12 protein-coding genes are annotated in these 18,710 nt (G+C 62.4%); 1 reads left to right on the top strand and 11 read right to left on the bottom strand.

Going from position 1 to position 18,710, the window contains the following annotated elements; all coding sequences use genetic code 11:
* Window positions 1–89: 89 nt before the first annotated feature.
* The 11 genes from kdsA to pilM form a co-directional block, all read right to left on the bottom strand.
* On the bottom strand, window positions 90–965 hold the full coding sequence (kdsA, locus tag ACWHRL_RS13530; RefSeq protein ID WP_447894069.1) for a 3-deoxy-8-phosphooctulonate synthase: 876 nt from the start codon (window positions 963–965) through the stop codon (window positions 90–92).
* Window positions 966–975: 10 nt separating this feature from the next.
* On the bottom strand, window positions 976–2,637 hold the full coding sequence (locus tag ACWHRL_RS13535) for a CTP synthase (protein WP_447894070.1): 1,662 nt from the start codon (window positions 2,635–2,637) through the stop codon (window positions 976–978).
* Window positions 2,638–2,961: 324 nt separating this feature from the next.
* Window positions 2,962–4,380, bottom strand: coding sequence for an FAD-dependent oxidoreductase (locus ACWHRL_RS13540; RefSeq protein WP_447529651.1), 1,419 nt, complete (start codon window positions 4,378–4,380; stop codon window positions 2,962–2,964).
* A 33-nt stretch (window positions 4,381–4,413) separates the two neighbouring features.
* Window positions 4,414–8,856: a glutamate synthase large subunit gene (gene gltB / locus ACWHRL_RS13545; protein WP_447894071.1), complete on the bottom strand. Its 4,443-nt coding sequence runs from the start codon at window positions 8,854–8,856 to the stop codon at window positions 4,414–4,416.
* Between the two features lie 444 nt (window positions 8,857–9,300).
* Window positions 9,301–10,428: a 3-dehydroquinate synthase gene (gene aroB / locus ACWHRL_RS13550; protein ID WP_447894072.1), complete on the bottom strand. Its 1,128-nt coding sequence runs from the start codon at window positions 10,426–10,428 to the stop codon at window positions 9,301–9,303.
* On the bottom strand, window positions 10,425–10,991 hold the full coding sequence (gene aroK / locus ACWHRL_RS13555; protein ID WP_447529654.1) for a shikimate kinase AroK: 567 nt from the start codon (window positions 10,989–10,991) through the stop codon (window positions 10,425–10,427). Before aroK ends, aroB begins: the two co-directional genes overlap by 4 nt.
* A complete protein-coding gene (pilQ, locus tag ACWHRL_RS13560) occupies window positions 10,991–13,087 on the bottom strand; it encodes a type IV pilus secretin PilQ (RefSeq protein WP_447894073.1) in 2,097 nt (698 codons plus the stop codon). The genes aroK and pilQ overlap by 1 nt, the downstream gene beginning before the upstream one ends.
* 52 nt (window positions 13,088–13,139) lie before the next feature.
* Window positions 13,140–13,664: a pilus assembly protein PilP gene (locus ACWHRL_RS13565; RefSeq protein ID WP_447529656.1), complete on the bottom strand. Its 525-nt coding sequence runs from the start codon at window positions 13,662–13,664 to the stop codon at window positions 13,140–13,142.
* Window positions 13,661–14,302, bottom strand: coding sequence for a type 4a pilus biogenesis protein PilO (locus tag ACWHRL_RS13570; RefSeq protein ID WP_447529657.1), 642 nt, complete (start codon window positions 14,300–14,302; stop codon window positions 13,661–13,663). Before ACWHRL_RS13570 ends, ACWHRL_RS13565 begins: the two co-directional genes overlap by 4 nt.
* On the bottom strand, window positions 14,302–14,880 hold the full coding sequence (locus tag ACWHRL_RS13575) for a PilN domain-containing protein (RefSeq protein WP_447894074.1): 579 nt from the start codon (window positions 14,878–14,880) through the stop codon (window positions 14,302–14,304). The genes ACWHRL_RS13570 and ACWHRL_RS13575 overlap by 1 nt, the downstream gene beginning before the upstream one ends.
* The gene (gene pilM / locus ACWHRL_RS13580) at window positions 14,877–15,938 is read right to left on the bottom strand and encodes a type IV pilus assembly protein PilM (RefSeq protein WP_447894075.1); all 1,062 of its coding nucleotides are present in this window, start codon (window positions 15,936–15,938) and stop codon (window positions 14,877–14,879) included. Before pilM ends, ACWHRL_RS13575 begins: the two co-directional genes overlap by 4 nt.
* Before the next feature lie 194 nt (window positions 15,939–16,132).
* Between pilM and ACWHRL_RS13585 the strand changes: the two genes are divergently transcribed.
* The gene (locus ACWHRL_RS13585) at window positions 16,133–18,661 is read left to right on the top strand and encodes a penicillin-binding protein 1A (RefSeq protein WP_447894076.1); all 2,529 of its coding nucleotides are present in this window, start codon (window positions 16,133–16,135) and stop codon (window positions 18,659–18,661) included.
* Window positions 18,662–18,710: the final 49 nt, after the last annotated feature.

Consider the following 18,710-nt stretch of genomic DNA (forward strand, 5'->3'; position numbering starts at 1 on the left):
GTCGGTTTACTGAATAGCGATGTTTCCCGTTGACGCACGCGTGCGTCAGTTCAGGTCCTCGAACCTGATATCAGGGCCTGGCCGGCCGGTTAGCGAATGGCGAGCGGCTCGAAGCCCTTCACCAGTGCATCGAGCTTTGAAAGCTGGGTCAAAAACGGCGCGAGTTGATCCAGCGGCAGCGCGCAGGGCCCGTCGCACTTGGCGTTGTCCGGGTCCGGGTGCGCTTCCAAAAAGAGCCCGGCCAAGCCTACGGCAACGCCGGCCCGGGCGAGTTCCGCCACCTGGGCGCGGCGCCCGTCGGCGCTGTCAGCACGCCCGCCCGGGCGCTGCAGCGCGTGGGTGACATCGAAAAAGAGCGGGTAGCCGGTCTGTTTCATGTCGCCAAAGCCGAGCATGTCCACCACGAGGTTGTTGTAGCCAAAGCTCGAACCACGCTCGCAAAGCATCAGGCGGTCGTTCCCGGCTTCCTGAAACTTGGTGATGATATGGCGCATCTCGTGCGGGGCGAGAAACTGCGGCTTTTTAATATTGATCGCCGCCCCGGTTTCGGCCATGGCCACGACCAGATCGGTCTGGCGGGCCAAAAACGCGGGCAGTTGGATGATATCAGCCACTTCTGCAGCGGCGGCGGCCTGGTGGGGCTCGTGCACGTCGGTAATGATCGGGATGTTATAGCGCGCCTTGATATCGGCCAGGATTTGGAGGCCCTTCTCGAGCCCCGGCCCACGATAGGAGTGCACAGAGCTACGGTTGGCCTTGTCGAAACTGGCCTTGAACACGTAGGGCATGTTCAAGGCGCTGGTGGCCTCGACGTAGGCCGCGGCGACTTCATCGGCAAGCTCGGCAGACTCCAGCACGTTCATGCCGCCCAGCAGCATCAGCGGCAAAGAATTGCCGGCGGTGAGGCCGGCAACGGAAATATGACGCTCGCTGGAAGTGGACGGCGAAGAGTCGTGTGAGGTCATGATCGTCCCCTTAATCGTGGTCGTGGGGCGCGGCGTGGGCGCGCGTACGTTGCGCCTTGTGTTCGACCGCGGCGTTCACGAAGCCCGAGAACAGCGGATGGCCATCCCGCGGGGTGGAGGTAAACTCCGGGTGGAACTGACACGCCACGTACCAGGGGTGGTCAGAAAGCTCGACCATCTCGACCAGCGACTGATCCACGCTCTTGCCGGAGATCACAAGCCCCGCTTTTTCCAGCTCGTCGATGAACTGGTTGTTCACCTCGAAACGGTGGCGGTGGCGCTCGACGATTTCATCCGAGCCGTAAGCCTCGCGGGCACGGCTATTGGGTGCCAGGTGGCAGACCTGCCCACCCAGGCGCATAGTGCCGCCAAGATCAGAGGCCGCATCGCGCAGCTCGATCTTGCCCTCGGCGTTGATCCACTCGGTAATCAAGCCCACCACCGGGTGCTGGGTGTCGTGGGTGAACTCGGTCGAGTTGGCATCCGTCCAGCCCGCCACGTTGCGCGCGAATTCGATGACCGCAACCTGCATCCCCAGACAAATCCCCAAGTACGGCACGTTGTTTTCGCGGGCGAACTGGGCGGTCTTGATCTTGCCTTCCACACCGCGCTCGCCAAAGCCGCCGGGCACCAGAATGGCGTCTTTACCCGCCAGGCGCTCGGTGCCGTGGCGCTCGATGTCTTCGGAGTCGATGTAGTCGATATTGACCTTGATACGCCCCTGGATACCGGCGTGAATCAGCGCTTCGTTGAGCGACTTGTAGGCGTCCAGCAGCTCCATGTACTTGCCGACCATGGCGATGCTGACCGACTTCAGCGGGTTGAGCTTGGCGTCCAGCACCTTTACCCACTCGGTGAGATCGGCGGGCCCGGCTTCCAGGCGCAGCTTGTCGCAGACGATATCGTCGAGGCCGTGCTCGTGAAGCATCAGCGGAATACGATAAATGGTATCGGCGTCCTGCAGCGGCACCACCGCGCGCTCTTCGACGTTGGTAAACAGCGCGATCTTGCGCCGCTCGCTCTCTTCGAGCTCGACTTCGCTACGACAAATCAGGATATCCGGCTGGATACCGATGGAGCGCAGCTCTTTCACGCTGTGTTGGGTCGGCTTGGTCTTGGTCTCGCCGGCGGTCTTGATGTAGGGCACCAGCGTCAGGTGCATGAACAGCGCGCGGTTGGCGCCCTGCTCGCTACGGATCTGGCGGATCGACTCCAAAAACGGCAGCGACTCGATATCGCCGACGGTGCCGCCGATCTCGACCAGCGCCACGTCGAAGCCTTTACCGCCGTCGTAGACGCGCTGTTTGATTTCGTCGGTGATATGCGGAATCACCTGCACCGTACCGCCCAGGTAGTCGCCGCGGCGCTCCTTGCGCAGCACGTGCTCGTAGACCCGGCCGGTGGTGAAGTTGTTGCCCTGGGTCATCCTAGTCCGAATGAAGCGCTCGTAGTGGCCAAGGTCCAGATCGGTTTCAGCGCCATCCTCGGTGACGAACACCTCGCCGTGCTGGAAGGGACTCATGGTGCCCGGGTCCACGTTAATGTACGGGTCGAGCTTGAGCATGGTGACCTTAAGGCCGCGGGCCTCTAGAATCGCCGCCAGCGAGGCCGACGCGATGCCCTTGCCAAGAGAGGACACAACGCCGCCGGTCACGAAGATATATCGTGTCATGGAAAACCTGTAAGAACGTGATCAATGGGTGTTGCAGAAAGCCACACCAGGATGGGATGGCAGAATAACAGAGTACGCCTAAAGGCTCAATTTGAACTGTCGGGCCAGCGGGGCGCCTGCCTCCTCAAACAGGTCGCTGACCAAAGCCTGCTCCTACAACAGCATTGCCACTGCCACCCTTGTAGGAGCCCAATTCCATTGGGCGATGGAAGGCGCCAGCCTTCCCCGGCCCAGCCACCCTTTTCTAGGCACCATTTCCAAGACACCATAAAAAAAGCGGCCCGTATCGCCACGGCCCGCTTTTGTCACACTAAAACGTCAAACTCAAACGCCCAGGTAATCCAGCATCCCCTCGGCGGCCTGGCGGCCTTCATAGATCGCGGTGACCACTAGATCGGAGCCGCGCACCATATCGCCGCCGGCGAAGATCTTTTCGTTGCTGGTCTGGAAGGCGTAGTGGCCGTGCTCCGGGGCCTTGACCAGACGGCGCTCGTCGACATCGACGCTCGCACCTTCGAACCAGGGGATGGAGCTTGCCTGGAAGCCAAACGCGATGACCACCGCGTCCGCAGGAATCACCTCTTCGGAGCCGGGCACGATCTCCGGACGGCGGCGGCCGTTTTCGTCCGGCTCACCCAGTCGCGTGCGCGCCACCTTCACGCCCTCCACCTTCTCTTCGCCCACCACGGCAACGGGCTGGCGGTTGAAAAGAAACTCCACGCCCTCTTCCCGAGCGTTGGCCACTTCGCGGCGCGAGCCCGGCATGTTCTCTTCGTCACGGCGGTAGGCGCAGGTCACACTGGCCGCGTTCTGGCGAATCGAGCTGCGGTTACAGTCCATCGCGGTGTCGCCACCGCCGAGCACCACCACGCGCCTGCCTTCCATGGAGATGTAGTCGTTGGCGTCCTTCTCGAAACCCAGCCGGCGATTGACGTTGGCGATCAGAAAATCGAGCGCCTTGTACACGCCGGGCAGGTCTTCGCCAGGAAAGCCACCTTCCATGTACTGGTAGGTGCCCATGCCCAAAAAGACCGCGTCATACTCTTGCACCAGGGTATCGAACTCGATGTCCACGCCGATTTCGACGTTCAGGCGAAACTCGATGCCCATTTCCTCGAATACCGAGCGACGGCGCTCCATGACGTTCTTTTCGAGCTTGAATTCGGGGATACCGAAGGTCAAAAGCCCACCGATTTCCGGGTGGCGATCGAATACCACGGGTTTGACGCCGTTACGCGCCAGGATGTCCGCCGCACCGAGGCCCGCTGGGCCGGCGCCGATGATCGCGACCTTTTTATCGGTCCATACCACCTTGGACATGTCCGGGCGCCAGCCCATGGCAAAGGCGGTATCGGTGATGTACTTCTCGATCGAGCCGATGGTCACCGCACCAAAGCCGTCGTTGAGCGTGCAATCACCTTCGCAGAGCCGGTCCTGGGGGCAGACCCGCCCGCACACTTCCGGCAGCGAATTGGTCTTGTGGGAAAGCTCGGCGGCTTCGATGATGTTGCCTTCCACCACCAGCTGCAGCCAGTTGGGAATATAGTTGTGCACCGGGCACTTCCACTCGCAGTACGGATTACCGCAGTGCAGACAGCGGTGTGCCTGGCTTGCCGCGTCCGTTGGCTTGAACGGCTCGTAGATTTCGGCGAACTCTTTGGCGCGGGTGTACGCCTTTTTTTTCTGCGGGTCTTTACGACCCACATCGATAAACTGGAAATCGTTGTTCAAACGGTTGGGCATGATCTCTCTCCTCTCGGCGATGGACACATTGGATTACTGCGGCTGACGCCGAGATTGATCCAGCAAACTCCCCAGGCTCGCCGCCTTCGGCTTCACCAGCCAGAAGTGGCGCGCATAGTCGCTGAAGTCTTCCAAAATGGCCGCGCCGCGTTTTGAACCGGTCTCGGCAACGTAGGCCTCGATCATCTCACGCAGGTGGCGGCGGTACGCTTCCATCGCTTCGGTGTTCACGCGGTGGATTTCCACCAGCTCATGGTTGTACTTATCCACGAAGTTGCGCTCTTCGTCGATCACATAGGCGAAGCCGCCGGTCATGCCCGCGCCAAAGTTCACGCCGGTTTCACCCAGTACGCAGACGATACCGCCGGTCATGTATTCGCAGCAGTGATCCCCCGCGCCCTCGATGACCGCCATGGCGCCGGAGTTGCGCACACCAAAGCGCTCGCCGGCCACGCCCGCGGCATACAGCGTGCCGCCGGTGGCGCCATAAAGGCAGGTATTGCCGACGATCGAGGTCTTGTGGCTTTCGAACTCGCTCACCCTGGGTGGCACGATCACGATGCGCCCGCCGTTCATCCCCTTGCCGACGTAGTCGTTGGCGTCGCCCTCGAGATAAAGATTCAAGCCCCGCGCATTCCAGACGCCGAAACTCTGGCCGGCCACCCCGGTAAAGCGCGCGGTAATCGGTGCCTCCTCGAGGCCCTCTTCGCCGTAACGCTTGGCAATGGCGCCAGAGCTGAGTGCGCCCACGCTTCTATCGCAGTTGGTGATATCGAAGCTGAAGTCGCCGCCAGCGCGGTTTTCGATGGCATCTTTAAGAGCGCCCAATACCTCTTGGTTCTTGGCACCGGGGTCGTGGGGTACGTTACGGCTCACCGTGCAAAACTGCGGCGCGTCCGCGGGCACGTAATCGTTTTCCAGAAGCGGCGTCAGGTCCAGCCGCCGCTGGGCGGCGGTGTTGCCTTCGATCACTTCCAAAAGGTCCGTACGGCCGATCAGGTCGGTCAACTGGCGCACGCCGATCAGTGCCATCAGCTCGCGCACCTCTTCGGCGATAAAGCGGAAGTAGTTTTTGACCATGTCGACAGTGCCGCGAAAGTGTTCGCCGCGCAGGTAGTCGTCCTGGGTGGCGACACCGGTGGCGCAGTTATTGAGATGGCAAATACGCAGGTATTTGCACCCCAGCGCGACCATCGGCGCGGTGCCAAAGCCAAAGCTCTCGGCGCCCAAAATCGCCGCCTTGACCACGTCCAGGCCGGTTTTCAAGCCGCCGTCGGTCTGCAGGCGAATCTTGTCGCGCAGCCCGTTGATGCGCAGTGCCTGGTGAACCTCGGGAAGGCCCAGCTCCCAGGGGGAGCCCGCGTGCTTGATCGAGGTCATCGGGCTTGCCGCGGTGCCGCCGTCATAGCCCGAGACGGTGATCAGGTCCGCGTAGGCCTTGGCCACCCCGGTGGCGATGGTGCCGATGCCAGGTTCGGAGACGAGCTTCACCGAGACCTGGGCGTCCGGGTTGACCTGTTTGAGATCGAAAATCAGCTGCGCCAGATCCTCGATCGAGTAGATATCGTGGTGCGGCGGCGGTGAAATCAGCGTCACGCCGGGAACGGCGTAGCGCAGCCGGGCGATGAGTTCGTTCACCTTGCCGCCGGGTAGCTGGCCACCCTCACCGGGCTTGGCGCCCTGGGCCACCTTGATCTGTAGCACCTCGGCGTTGACCAAATACGAGGGCGTGACGCCGAAGCGCCCCGAAGCGATCTGCTTGATTTTGGAGCTTCGGATCGTGCCGTAGCGGGCGTGATCTTCGCCGCCTTCGCCGGAGTTGGAGCGCCCGCCGGCTTCGTTCATCGCTTGGGCCAGCGCCTCGTGGGCTTCCGGCGAGAGCGCGCCGAGGGACATGCCGGCGCTATCGAAGCGCGGCAGCAGATCCTCGACGGACTCCACCTCGTCGAGTTCGATCGAATCGCCGGTGAGCTTGAGCTTCAACAGATCGCGGATGGTCGCCACCGGGCGCTCGTTGACGTGCTGGGCGAACTTCTTCCACTTGGCGTAGCTGCCCTCCTGCACCGCCGCCTGCAAGGTCATGACCACGTCCGGGTTGTAGGCGTGGTATTCAAACCCGTGCACGTACTTGAGCTGGCCGCCCTGGGAGATGCCCTTGCGCGGCGTCCAGGCGTCTTTGGCAATCAGCGTTTGCTGCATCTGTAGCTCGCTGAAACCCGCCCCCTGAATGCGCGAGGCCATGCCGACAAAGCAGATCTCCATGATCTCGTCATTGAGTCCGACGGCCTCAAACAGCATAGAGCCGCGGTAGGAGGCGAGCGTGGAGATTCCCATTTTGGAGAGAATCTTGAAAAGCCCTTTCTGCAGGCCCTTGCGGTAGTTCTCGCGGGAGTCGGCGGGGTTGCCGGTCAACTCGCCCACGCGGTGCATGTCCGCCATGACCTGGTAGGCAAGCCAGGGGTAAACCGCGGTGGCGCCCACCCCAAAGAGCACCGCCATCTGATGGGCATCCCGGGCGTAGCCGGTTTCCACGATGATGTTGGCGTTGGGGCGCAGCGCCAGCCTTCCCAGGTGACTGTGCACCGCGCCGACGGCCAACGCCGCCTGGATCGGCACTTCGCCTTTGGGTAACTCGGCGTCCGAGAGCACCAACAGCACGCAGCCCGCCTTGACCTGCTCTTCGGCCTTTTGGCAAAGCGCGTTCACGGCCTGCTTGAGACTCGTTTCATCCGGGTTATAGCCAAGGGGCAGCGGGCAGCTGGCAAACGCCGGATCATCCTGACTGACCAACGCGGTGAACTTGCGCGGCGAGAGGACCGGGGTGGTCAGAATCAGACGGTGCGCGTGTTCGGGGGTGGCCTTGAACACGTTGAGCTCCGCGCCGCAACAGGTCTCCAGCGACATCACGATCGCCTCACGCAGCGGATCGATCGGCGGATTGGTCACCTGGGCAAACTTCTGACGGAAGTAGTCGGTGAGCAGGCGCGGGCGACTGGAAAGCACCGCCATCGGCGTATCGTCGCCCATGGAGCCCACTGCCTCCTGGCCGCTTTCAGCCAGCGGGCGCAGCAACTGGTCGCGCTCCTCGAAGGTGACCTGGAACATCTTTTGCTGCACGTTGAGCGCATCTGAGTCCATGCTCTGAAAACGTGCAAGCTCGGTCAGCGCCGACTCCAGGTAGCTGGCCTGCTCTTTGAGCCAGCGCTTGTAGGGAAAGGCGGACTTCAGGCGGTTGTCGATATCGTCGGTGTGCAGTACTTCACCGGTTTGGGTATCCACGGCGAGCATCTGCCCCGGGCCCACGCGCCCCTTGGCGACCACGTCTTCGGGTTTGTAGCCGTAGGTGCCGGTTTCGGATGCCAGCGTAATGTAGCCGTTTTTGGTCATCACCCAGCGTGCCGGGCGCAGGCCGTTACGGTCGAGCATACACACGGCCTGGCGGCCATCGGTCATGACCACGCCCGCCGGGCCGTCCCAGGGCTCCATGTGCATGGAGTTGTATTCGTAGAAGGCGCGCAGTTCCGCGTCCATGGTCTCGACGTTCTGCCAGGCCGGCGGCACCATCATACGCACGGCGCGGTGAAGCTCCATGCCGCCGGTGAGCAGCACTTCGAGCATGTTGTCCATGCTCGAGGAGTCGGAACCGGTCGTGTTGACGACTTCGTCGAGCTCGGCGATGTCCGGCAGGTGCTCGCTTGCGAAGTTGGCCTTGCGCGAGTTGGCCCAGCCACGGTTGGCCTCGATGGTGTTGATCTCGCCGTTGTGAGCGAGCAGGCGAAACGGCTGAGCCAGCGGCCAGCGCGGCGCGGTGTTGGTCGAAAAGCGCTGGTGAAAGACGCAGATGGCGGTTTCCAGGCGCGGGTCGTTCAGGTCCTTGTAGAACGCCGGCAGATCCTCCGGCATTACCAGACCTTTATAGGAGACCACCTCGGAGGAGAGCGAGGAGACGTAAAAGTCCTCGTCATCCTTGAGCGTCTGCTCGGCGTAGCGCCGAGCCATGAAGAGATCCACGGCGAAATTGCCGCTATCGCCGGGCTCGATGAAAACCTGCTCGATGCGCGGCAGACAATCCAGCGCCATGGGACCGCATACGCTGGAGTCGGTGGGTACTTCGCGCCAGCCAATACGCTTGAGTCCGCGCTTGTCGAGCTCACGCTCCAGGGTTTCGCGGGCACGCTGGGCGCGCGCCTCGTCAACGGGTAGAAAGATCACGCCCACGGCAAAGTGTTCGCCAAGCTCGACGTCCAGCGCCTCTTTGGCGGTTTCACGCATGAACCGGGTGGGCATTTTTAAAAGCAGCCCACAGCCATCGCCGGTTTTGCCGTCAGCGGCGATACCGCCGCGGTGCGTCATGCACGTCAGCGACTCGATGGCCGTCTTTAAAAGATCGTGACTGGCGTCCCCTTGCATATGAGCAATAAGCCCAAAGCCGCAGTTATCACGAAACTCGCCAGGCTGATGAAGACCTTTGTTCATGGGCGTGCCTCTAGTCAAGGTGTTTTACTGGCAGCGACTCTATGCTTTAATAGCGGGTTTTCTTTTTATTATGCTACGTATTTCCCGCCCGAGCCCCCTGTTCTGATGCGTTCGCTGCCGCAGGAAAATGGCCGATCAGCATAGCCACTCGCCCCTACCTGGCGCAATCGCCCGACCGCCTGAAATTTCTCAAAATCCTTGCCAAATCCTGCATTTGCATTAACCCTTGGGTAAAAAATATAGCCGGGTCAATCACTTAACCCAAAAAGCAGCGTCGCTTTTACCGCCCCAACGGGCGCATAGACTTTAGTCTAACGATAACGTAAAACCCCATGCCGATAGCGCATACGGCATACCGATTAACATAGGTGATGCAGGTTCCTGCGCCCTGAAACGACAAGACCCGCAATCGTGGCGGGTCTTGTCGTTTCAGGGCGCAGACGACTAACGCGGGTCGACGACACCTTTATTGACGGCTCTGGGGTAGCGCTGGAGCAGCGCTTCGAGCGTCGCGGGTGGTGTCTGGTCGCTGATCACCGCCTGCCCCAGGGCCTCGAGCAGTATCAGGCGAAGCCGGGAATCGATGTTTTTCTTGTCCAAGCGCATACGGCTCAAAAAATCTTCGACCTGCATGCCTTCGGGGGCGGCCAGCGGCAGCCCGGCGCTTTCGATCACCGCTCTGGTACGAGCCAGATCCTCGGTGCTGAGCATGCCGAGCGCGTGAGAAAGCGTGGCGGCCATGGCCATGCCGGCGCCTACTGCCTCGCCGTGAAGCCAGTTACCGTAGCCCTGGTGTGCCTCGATGGCGTGGCCAAAGGTGTGCCCCAGGTTCAAAAGCGCCCGCACGCCCTGCTCGGTTTCGTCATCGGCGACGATATCCGCCTTGGTCTGACAGCTTCGCGCGATCGCCTCGCTAATGGCCTCGGGCTCGACGCGGCGAAGCGCCTCCATGTGCGCTTCGAGCCAGCTCAAAAATGCCTCGTCGCGAATCAGGCCGTACTTGATCACCTCGGCAAGCCCGGCGGAAAGCTCGCGGCCAGGCAGTGTCGTCAGCGTATCGGTATCGACCAGTACCGCTTTGGGCTGCCAGAACGCGCCGATCATGTTCTTGCCAAGCGGATGATTGACGCCGGTTTTGCCGCCCACCGAGGAGTCCACCTGGGAGAGCAGCGTGGTGGGCACCTGAATGAACGCGACGCCCCGCTGGTAGGCGGCGGCGGCGAAGCCGACCATGTCGCCGATCACCCCGCCGCCGAGCGCCACCAGCGTGCAGCGCCGGTTGAAACCAGCGCCGAGCAGCGCATCCCAGATGCGCTCGACCTGCTCGATACTTTTATACTGCTCGCCGTCGGGTAGTACCAGCGTGCGTACGCTACACGCCTCGGGCAAGGCCTGGCAGAGCGTGTCGAGATATAAAGGCGCGATGGTCTCGTTGGTCACCACGAGGACCTGGCTACCCGCAATATAAGGGGCGAGCAGACCCGGCTCGGCGATCAAGCCAGCGCCGATGTGAATTGGGTAGCTGCGCTCGGCAAGGGCTACGTTCAGGGTGCGCTTGGCACGTGACGTCATGACGATACCTTGGAGTCGGTCGGGTAGGCGCTTTCGAGCGGGTCGTTGAGACGCTGAGCACGGCGGAGAATATCGTTGACCACCGACCGCGGGCTTCGTCGGTCGGTGCGCACGGTCACATCCGAGGTGGCGCGGTAGAGCGGATCGCGGGCCGTGAACATGTCCCGCAGCACCTGTTCGCGGTTGGTGCACTGCAAAAGCGGGCGGTTTTTGTCCCGGCGGGTGCGCCTTAGCTGCTGCTCGACGGTCGTGAGCAGATAGACCACGGTGCCGCGTTCTCGCAGCGCCTGCCGGTTCTCTTCGCGCAGTACTGCGCCGCCGCCGGTGGCCAGCACCACGCCTTGCAAGCGGGTCAGCTCGTCGATCATCTGCATTTCGCGCTGGCGAAAGCCAAGCTCGCCCTCGACATCGAAAATCCAGGGAATATCCGCCCCGCAGCGATCCTGTATGACATGGTCACTGTCATAAAAGGTGCGCGAAAGCTCTGCGGCCAACAAGCGGCCGATCGTACTTTTGCCGGCGCCCATGGGGCCGACCAAAAAAAGGCTGGGTAAATCCTGCATCAGCGAACCGCCAAACCATCATCTAGTAGTCGTGGAGTAATAAACACTAACAGCTCTACCTTTTCATTGCTCTCCTGGGTGTAGCGAAATAGCCGCCCGAGGACGGGTAGATCACCCAATAACGGGGTTTTGGCAATTTGGCTGAGCTGCTCAGTGGTTAAGATACCGCCAAGCACGACGGTTTGGCCATTGTCGACCAGCACCTGGGTTTCGATCTGATTGGTATCGATGGGCGGCTCCCCGCCGAATTCGCTTTCCCGGAAGCTGTCGTTTTTGATCACGAGATCCATGATGATGCGGTTATCCGGGGTGATCTGCGGGGTGACCTCCAGCGAAAGCTCGGCCTCCTTGAACTGGGTATCCGGATTGCCCTGCACATCCACACTCTGAAACGCGCGCTCCTCGCCCTGGCGGATGGTGGCGGTGCGCTGGTTGGCGGTGATGATGCGCGGCTGGGAGATCGTCTGACTCTTGCCTTCGCTCTCGAGCGCCCTGAGTTCGAGATCCAGCAGCACGTCGCCGGAGAGATAACCAAAGCTAAACCCGGTGCCGGCCACCGCACCGGCCCCCAAATCGACGGCGAGCCCGCCCTGGGCACGGTTGATGCCAGCCGGGTTGATATTGCGCCGGCCGTAGGTCGTGCCATCGTCGTTGAGCTGAAAACCGCGGGTGCTCGAAGCGCCCCAGTTGATGCCTAGCTCGCGCGAGGCGGTGTCCCGGGCGATGACGATGCGCGCCTCGATCTGCACCTGGCGCACGGCGATATCCAGCCGGTCGAGGGTGGCGAGTATTTCGCGAATCTGCTCGGCGGTGTCCTGAACCAGCAGCGTATTGGTGCGCTGGTCGACGGTGACCCGACCACGGTCGGTCAAAAGCCCGAAGCCGTCGCCGCCGCGCAAAAGCTGGGCAAAATCCTCGGCGCGGGCGTAGCGCACTTCGATGAATTCGGTGACCAGCGGCGTGAGGGTCTGGCGCTGATTACGCGACTCGATCTCCTGGCGCTCGATATCGGCAAGCTCCCCCGCCGGCGCGATGACGATCACGTTGCCCTGTTCGCGACTCGAGAGCCCTTGGCTTTGCAAAATCAGCGCCAGCGCCTGGTCCCAGGGCACGTCGTTCAGGTTGAGCGTTACCCGCCCGGTCACGCTGTCGCTGGCCACCAGGTTCAAACCGGTAAACTCGGCAAGCGTGGCCAGTACCGAACGCACCTCGATATCCTGAAAGTTAAGGCTCAGCCGGTCGCCGGTGAAGCTCTCCTCGCCCCGCTGGGCAAGCGATTCGGATTCGGCGACGGGCTCCACGTCCACGGTCAGCACTCGCCCACTCTGCGAAGAGAGCATCGCAAAAGCCCCCTGGGTTTGAAGCTCTAACTGCACCCCCCGGGCGGTGGCACGCGGCGTGATGCGGTTGATCGGCGTGGCGAAGTCGGTGACATCGAGGATCTGGTCGAGTGAATCCGGCAAGGTCACGCCCTCCAGATTGGCAAGCACGACGCCGCGGTCGGCCTCTTCGACACTGGCGCTTACGCCGCTTTGGCTAAACGTGACCAGCAGCCGCCCGGCGCCGTTGGCGCCGCGGCGAAAATCGATGTTCTCGACCTGGGGCCCGCTGGCACTGGCGGGAGTGGAAGCGCTGACAACGGACGCCGACGGCGTTGCCGCAACCGGGGCAGTAGAGGTGGAAGCAGATGCAGACGCCGTCGCGGCCGGAGGAGTACCGCCAGTTGGGGTAAGAAAAACGCTTAGCCGGCTGGGGGACGGCGCCGAGCGAAACGTATGCGCCCCCTGCAGCTCGACGATCAAGCGCGTGCGCCCCCCGCCTTCGATGGTCGTGATCCGCTCGACGCCCGCCTGGTCGACCACAAGGTTACGGTTTTCAAGCCCGCTTTGGGTATCCGGCAAATCCAGCGCCAAACGCGGCGGCGACTCCAGCGCGTAGCCGGTGAGCTCGGCGGGAGGGCCGTCGAAAGAGAGCAAAAGCTCCACCTCCCCTTGGGATGCCTCGCGCACCTGAAGATCGGTCAGCAGCACGGCATTGGCCATGGCAGGCCAAAGGGCGAGCAAAAAAAGCGCGGTATAGCGGGCAGTGATGAGCATAAACAACGGGTCCCGGATCAACGTCTATCAAGCGATAAGTAGTAACAGCCGGCTAGGGGTCGAGTGACAGCGCGGCCGGGCTCTCCTGCCAGCCCTCCTGCTCGCTGAATACGCGCTCGAGCAGAGTGACTTCCTCTAGCGAAATACGGGTGACCTCCCCGTAGTTGGATCCCATGTGATTACCTTCGCGCACGTTCACAACGCTGCCGTCGGGCGTGGCGATCAGCGCCACGCGCTGGCCCCCCATTTGCAGCGTACCCACCAGGCGCAGCGAGGCAAGCGCAAAGGCTTCCAGCGGCTCCAGGGGGCGCTGGGTATCCGGGGCCAGGGCGCTGTTTCGTGGCGAGATTGTCTCACTTCGCGCCAACTGCTCAGGCGCCAAAAACGGGCTGCGCGACTCGCTATATTGGTAGTTTAAATATGCCGCCTCGGGAAAAGGCGCGCTTGCAAGGGAAGCCTGACCACTAGGGGCGCGGCGGATATCGGCAAGCGTGGCGTCCAGCTCGTCCAGCCGTGCATCGCTGCAGCCGGTCAGGGTCGCCACCAGGGCCATCATGCACACGCGGCGTTGTCTCATGGCGCCGCCTCCTCGTGGCTGGGGTCGTCGATATAGCTGTAGGTGCGCGCCACCAAAGAGAGCCTGAGCACGTCGCTTTGCGGCTCGACCGGTGTAATGGTCAAGTCGTGCTGGGTGACGATACGCGCGAGCTGGCTGATATCGGCCACGAAGCGGCCCAGTTGGTGATATCCGCCGCGCACCTGAATATCCAGCGGATGCTCGATGTAGTGTTCGTTGCTAACGGTCGCACGCAACCGGACGACTTCGATGGTCAGCCGATTATCCACCGCGGCGTCGCTGATGCTGTCCAAAAGCGAGGGAATCTCGGCGCTGGTGGGCAGCATGGCGCGCATCCGGTCCATCTGTCCGCCGAGCGTCGTCAACTGGTTCTGCACGTTGGGCAAAAGCGCCACTTCCGAGGCCTTGACCCGGTATTCGCTCAAAAGTCGCACCTCTTCGCGCTGCGCCTCGGACAATCGGGCGCGTTTGTCGCTGACCTGCCACGCCATTAGCCCACCAAAGGCAAGCGCAAATACCAGCACCACGCAAAGCGCCTTCAAAAAAACCGGCCAACTGCCCGCCTCCTTGAGATCCAGACTTTGTACGTCGACTTCTTTGAGACGCTGCCATTCGTGGCGCGCCCGGGCTCGCGTCATCACTGGGCGGCCTCCCCTTGACCGGCGTCAGGGCTTGTATCGTGCAGCGTCTGGACGACCTCGAAGCCAAACCGCCGCCCTTGCTGGTTCGGGGCGCTGGTCACCTCGGAAAGTACCGGCACGGCAAAGCCTTGCATACTTGCAATGCGGCGCAGCTGCTCTGAGACCTGGCGCTCGTCGTTGGCCGTCGCGGTGAGGCGAACCCGTTCCCCTTCCCGGCTTAACTGCTCGTAGACCACGCCGTCGGCCAGGCTCGCGGCCAGCGCGTTGAAAAGCTCGACGGTATCGGTGCGCTCGCTTTGCAGGGTTTTGAAAAGCTCGAGCTGGGTGCTGAGCTGTGCCGCGTCTTCCTGATAGCGCTTCACGTCGGCAATCTGCTGCTCCAACTGCTCGACATGGCGGGTGATGTAGGCGTTGCGCATCTCTTGCCCATCGAGTTCTTGCTGATACACAAGCCCCACGGCCAGCGCCATCAACACCCCCACGACCAGCGCCAAAGCCAGCATTTTATAGAACTGCCGGGTGCGCTTTTCCCGGCGCGCATCCCGCCAGGCCAACAGGTTGATGTTGATATTCATTGGCCTACCTTCATGGCAAGCCCACAGGCGGTGAGCATGGCCGGCGCGTCGTTGGTCAGGCCCTCGACGTTCAGCCGCTTATAGATGTGCATCCGGTGAAAGGGGTTGGCCAGCGTCACCGCCAGGCCGTTCTCTTCGGCGATACGTTCGGCAAGCCCCGGGATCACGCTCGACCCGCCGGCCAGTACCAGGTGCTCGACCCGCTGTTTGCGCCCGGCGGTATAGTAAAGCTGAAGCGAGCGGCCCACCTGCTGCACCACGGTTTCGATAAAAGGCGTTAGCACGTTGGCCTGATAATCCTCGGGCAGGCCGCCGCGCTTTTTGGCAAGGCCGGCCTCTTCGTTGCTCAGGTCGAACCGTTCGCGAATGGCATCGGTCAACTGGCGCCCGCCAAATACCGTGTCGCGGCTGTAGGTAATGCGCCCGTCGCGCAGCACGTGGAACGCGTTCATATTAGCGCCCAGATCCACCAGGGCCACGCACGCCCTGGGGTCGTCACTGACGTTGAGCGCCCGCCTGAGCTCGCCAAACGAGCGTTCGACGGCGAAGGTTTCGACATCCACCGCAGCAGGTTCGAGCCCGGCCTGTACCAGCGTATCGGTCAACTGGCTGACGTCGCGCTGACGACACGCCACCAGCGCCACCTGCTGCTGGCTTTCGTCATCGGGCACCAACCCCAAACGCTGAAAATCGAAGGCCACCTCGTTGAACGGAAAAGGAATGTGGCGGTCGTACTCCTCGATTATCCGCGCCTCGATCTCGTCTTCGCCCAGCGAAGCGGGAAAGCTCAGGGTTTTGCTAATGGCGGCGCTGGCGGGAACGGCGACCGCGGCTTTACGGGTCGAGGGATTGGCGTGTTCGACGGCGTTTCGAAGCACGCGGGCGACATCACTGATATCCCGTATCCGGCGCTCCACCACGGCCCCCTCTTTGAGCGGGCGCACGGCGTAGCTCTGAACCTGAAAATTGCCGTCCAGCTGCTTGAGCTCTAAAAGCTTAACGGTGGCCGAGGTGATATCGACCCCGATCAACCCCTTTCCAGACTTTGGTAGGCGCATGTGGTCCCGTTGATTTTGTCGTCTTGTCGAGCGTCGCCCGAGGTTACCTTATTTTTGGCGTCGCTACACGTTGAGGCAATCATGGCATATCAACACTGGTGGCCGAGGGCCTGGCTTCTTATAATGGTCGCCAATTGCGCAATACGGCCAGTTGGACGCCGTACTTATCTTATCTCCACGGGTGCCCTCTGTTCATGACGTTTTTTCGAACCCTTATCCTGTCACTGGTTTCGATGGCTGCCGCCCTGGTGGGCGCCGCCGTGCTGGCCGTGGTAGGTGCTGCCATCTACTTTTCTCCGGGGCTTCCCGACGTTCGCCAGCTGCAAAATTTCGAACTGCATACCCCGCTGCGTATCTTCACCAACGACGGCCGGCTGATCGGCGAGTTCGGCGAAGAGCGGCGCATGGTGGTCGATTTCGACGAAATCCCCCAGGACATGATCAACGCGCTGGTCGCCGCGGAGGATTCGAGCTACTTCGAACACGCCGGGGTCGACCCGCGCGGGCTTGCCCGCGCGGCGGTGGAGCTTGCCCGAAGCGGCGGCTCGATCCAGTCCGGGGGCTCGACCATCACCATGCAGGTCGCGCGTAACTATATGCTGACGCTGGACCAGACCTTCACGCGTAAAATTCGTGAAATCCTGCTGGCGCTGCAGATGGAGCAGGTGCTCTCCAAAGAGCAAATCTTCGAGCTTTATGTCAACAAGATCTTTTTGGGTAACCGCGCCTACGGCATCGCCACCGCCGCGGAAACCTACTACGACCGGCCGCTTGCCGAACTAACGCTTGCCGAAACCGCAATGATCGCGGGGCTTCCCAAGGCACCGTCGGCGTTCAATCCGCTGGCCAACTCCGAGCGCTCACTGATTCGCCGCAACTGGATTTTGTTCCGTATGCGCGAGCTTGGCTATATCGATAACGATACCTACCAGGCCTCGGTGCAGGACCCGGTGACCGCGCGTCGCCACTACACCCAAACCGAAGTGGATGCCTCCTACGTCTCGGAAATGGCGCGCCAGTATGCGGTCGAGCGCTTTGGTGACACCGCCTACACCGGCGGCTACCGGATCTACACCACCATCGACAGCGAGCTTCAACCCGCCGCCCGCAACGCCCTGGCCAACGGCTTGATCGAGTACGACCGGCGCCACGGCTGGCGCGGCGCAGAGCAGCGCGACATCGCCGCAAGCCTCGTCGAAGCCCAAGAGCAAACGAATACTCAAGGCCTTGAAGAGGAGCTTTCCGAGTCGCCGGAAATCCGCCAGACCGCGCGCCAAGCCGCGGAGCGCAGCCAGACCGAGATCGAAGGCATCGACGGCGACGTCTCCAACTGGCTGCAGGTGCTCGAGCGCACACCCAACTACGGCCTTTTGCAACCGGCCATCGTGGTCCAGAGCAGCGGCCGGGAAATGCAGGTGCTGACCCGCGACCGCGAACTTAGAACCATCGCCTGGGACGGCCTGAACTGGGCACGCGCCTACCAAAGCCCGCGCAGCCGCGGCGGCGAGCCGTCAAGCGCCGATCAGATCGCCGTGCGCGGAGACCTGATCCGCGTGGTAGAGAACGACGACGACACGCTAAGACTTTCTCAGCGCCCGGACGTCGAAGGTTCGCTGGTGGTTCAGGACCCGCGCACCGGCGCGATTCTGGCGCTGCAGGGCGGCTTCGATTTCAACGCCAGCAAGTTCAACCGCGCCATTCAGGCCCAGCGTCAGTCGGGCTCGATCTTCAAGCCCTTCATCTACCTGGCCGCCCTCGACGACGGCGACATGACGGCGGCGAGCGTGGTCAACGACTCGCCCCTGGTGGTAGACGACGGCAGCAACTCGCTGTGGCGGCCGATGAACTCCAGCCGCGACTTCCAGGGGCCGATGCGCCTGCGCCCGGCGCTGGCACGTTCGCGCAACCTGGTCACCATTCGCGTACTCCAAACGATGGGCGTCAACCCGACCATCAACTACCTGGAAGGCTTCGGCTTCTCGGTCGACCGGCTGCCCCGCGGGCTTTCCCTGGCGCTGGGTAGCGCGAGCCTCACGCCCATGGAAATGACCAACGCTTACGCGGTGATCGCCAACGGCGGCTTCCAGGTCTCGCCCTGGTTCATCGAGCGCGTCACCCGCGACGACGACCGGGAGATCCTCGATGAGGCCACGCCGCAGATCGCCTGCCCGAGCTGTGCCGAAGGCCAGGAGAGCGTCGAGATCGACGGCAAGGAGTATCCGGTCGCCCGGCGCGTCGCCGATGCCGGCGCGGTGTATATTCTGCGCGACATGCTGCGCGACGTGATCACCTCGGGCACCGGGCGCGCCGCGCTCAGCCTGAACCGCGACGACATCGTGGGTAAAACCGGTACCACCAACAACCAGCGCGATGCCTGGTTCGCCGGCTTCAACAGCGACCTGGTCACGACGGTCTGGGTGGGTAAGGACAGCAACGAAACCACCGCGGAATACGGCGCCAGCGCCGCCCTGCCGATCTGGATCGACTTCATGGGCGGCGCCCTGGAAGGCACGCCTTCGGCCCTGCCGGAGCGCCCCGCCTCCATCGTCACCGCGCGGGTCGACCCGGACAGCGGCCGCCGCTTGTACGACAGCCAGTCCGGCGGGCTCGTGGAGCTTTTCCGTGAGGGCCATCTGCCCTCCTACCAGGCGCGCACCATTAGCCGCGAGCTCGAGGAGGCCAGCGGCTCCCAGGGTTCGGGCGCGGCGGAATCGATCTTCTAAAGCGCGCTGCCCGGCGCTGATGAAAGGCGCTAACGAAAAAGCCCGGAAC

It is taken from the genome of Vreelandella sp. GE22, assembly GCF_968212445.1.

What these genes read in the sequence shown, in the direction of transcription:
- ACWHRL_RS13585 (WP_447894076.1), top strand. Translation starts at nt 16,133, where the DNA reads ATGACGTTTTTTCGAACCCTTATCCTGTCACTGGTTTCGATGGCTGCC.
- ACWHRL_RS13565 (WP_447529656.1), bottom strand. Translation starts at nt 13,664, where the DNA reads ATGAGACAACGCCGCGTGTGCATGATGGCCCTGGTGGCGACCCTGACC.
- kdsA (WP_447894069.1), bottom strand. Translation starts at nt 965, where the DNA reads ATGACCTCACACGACTCTTCGCCGTCCACTTCCAGCGAGCGTCATATT.
- aroB (WP_447894072.1), bottom strand. Translation starts at nt 10,428, where the DNA reads ATGACGTCACGTGCCAAGCGCACCCTGAACGTAGCCCTTGCCGAGCGC.
- ACWHRL_RS13570 (WP_447529657.1), bottom strand. Translation starts at nt 14,302, where the DNA reads ATGACGCGAGCCCGGGCGCGCCACGAATGGCAGCGTCTCAAAGAAGTC.
- gltB (WP_447894071.1), bottom strand. Translation starts at nt 8,856, where the DNA reads ATGAACAAAGGTCTTCATCAGCCTGGCGAGTTTCGTGATAACTGCGGC.
- ACWHRL_RS13575 (WP_447894074.1), bottom strand. Translation starts at nt 14,880, where the DNA reads ATGAATATCAACATCAACCTGTTGGCCTGGCGGGATGCGCGCCGGGAA.
- ACWHRL_RS13540 (WP_447529651.1), bottom strand. Translation starts at nt 4,380, where the DNA reads ATGCCCAACCGTTTGAACAACGATTTCCAGTTTATCGATGTGGGTCGT.
- aroK (WP_447529654.1), bottom strand. Translation starts at nt 10,991, where the DNA reads ATGCAGGATTTACCCAGCCTTTTTTTGGTCGGCCCCATGGGCGCCGGC.
- ACWHRL_RS13535 (WP_447894070.1), bottom strand. Translation starts at nt 2,637, where the DNA reads ATGACACGATATATCTTCGTGACCGGCGGCGTTGTGTCCTCTCTTGGC.
- pilM (WP_447894075.1), bottom strand. Translation starts at nt 15,938, where the DNA reads ATGCGCCTACCAAAGTCTGGAAAGGGGTTGATCGGGGTCGATATCACC.
- pilQ (WP_447894073.1), bottom strand. Translation starts at nt 13,087, where the DNA reads ATGCTCATCACTGCCCGCTATACCGCGCTTTTTTTGCTCGCCCTTTGG.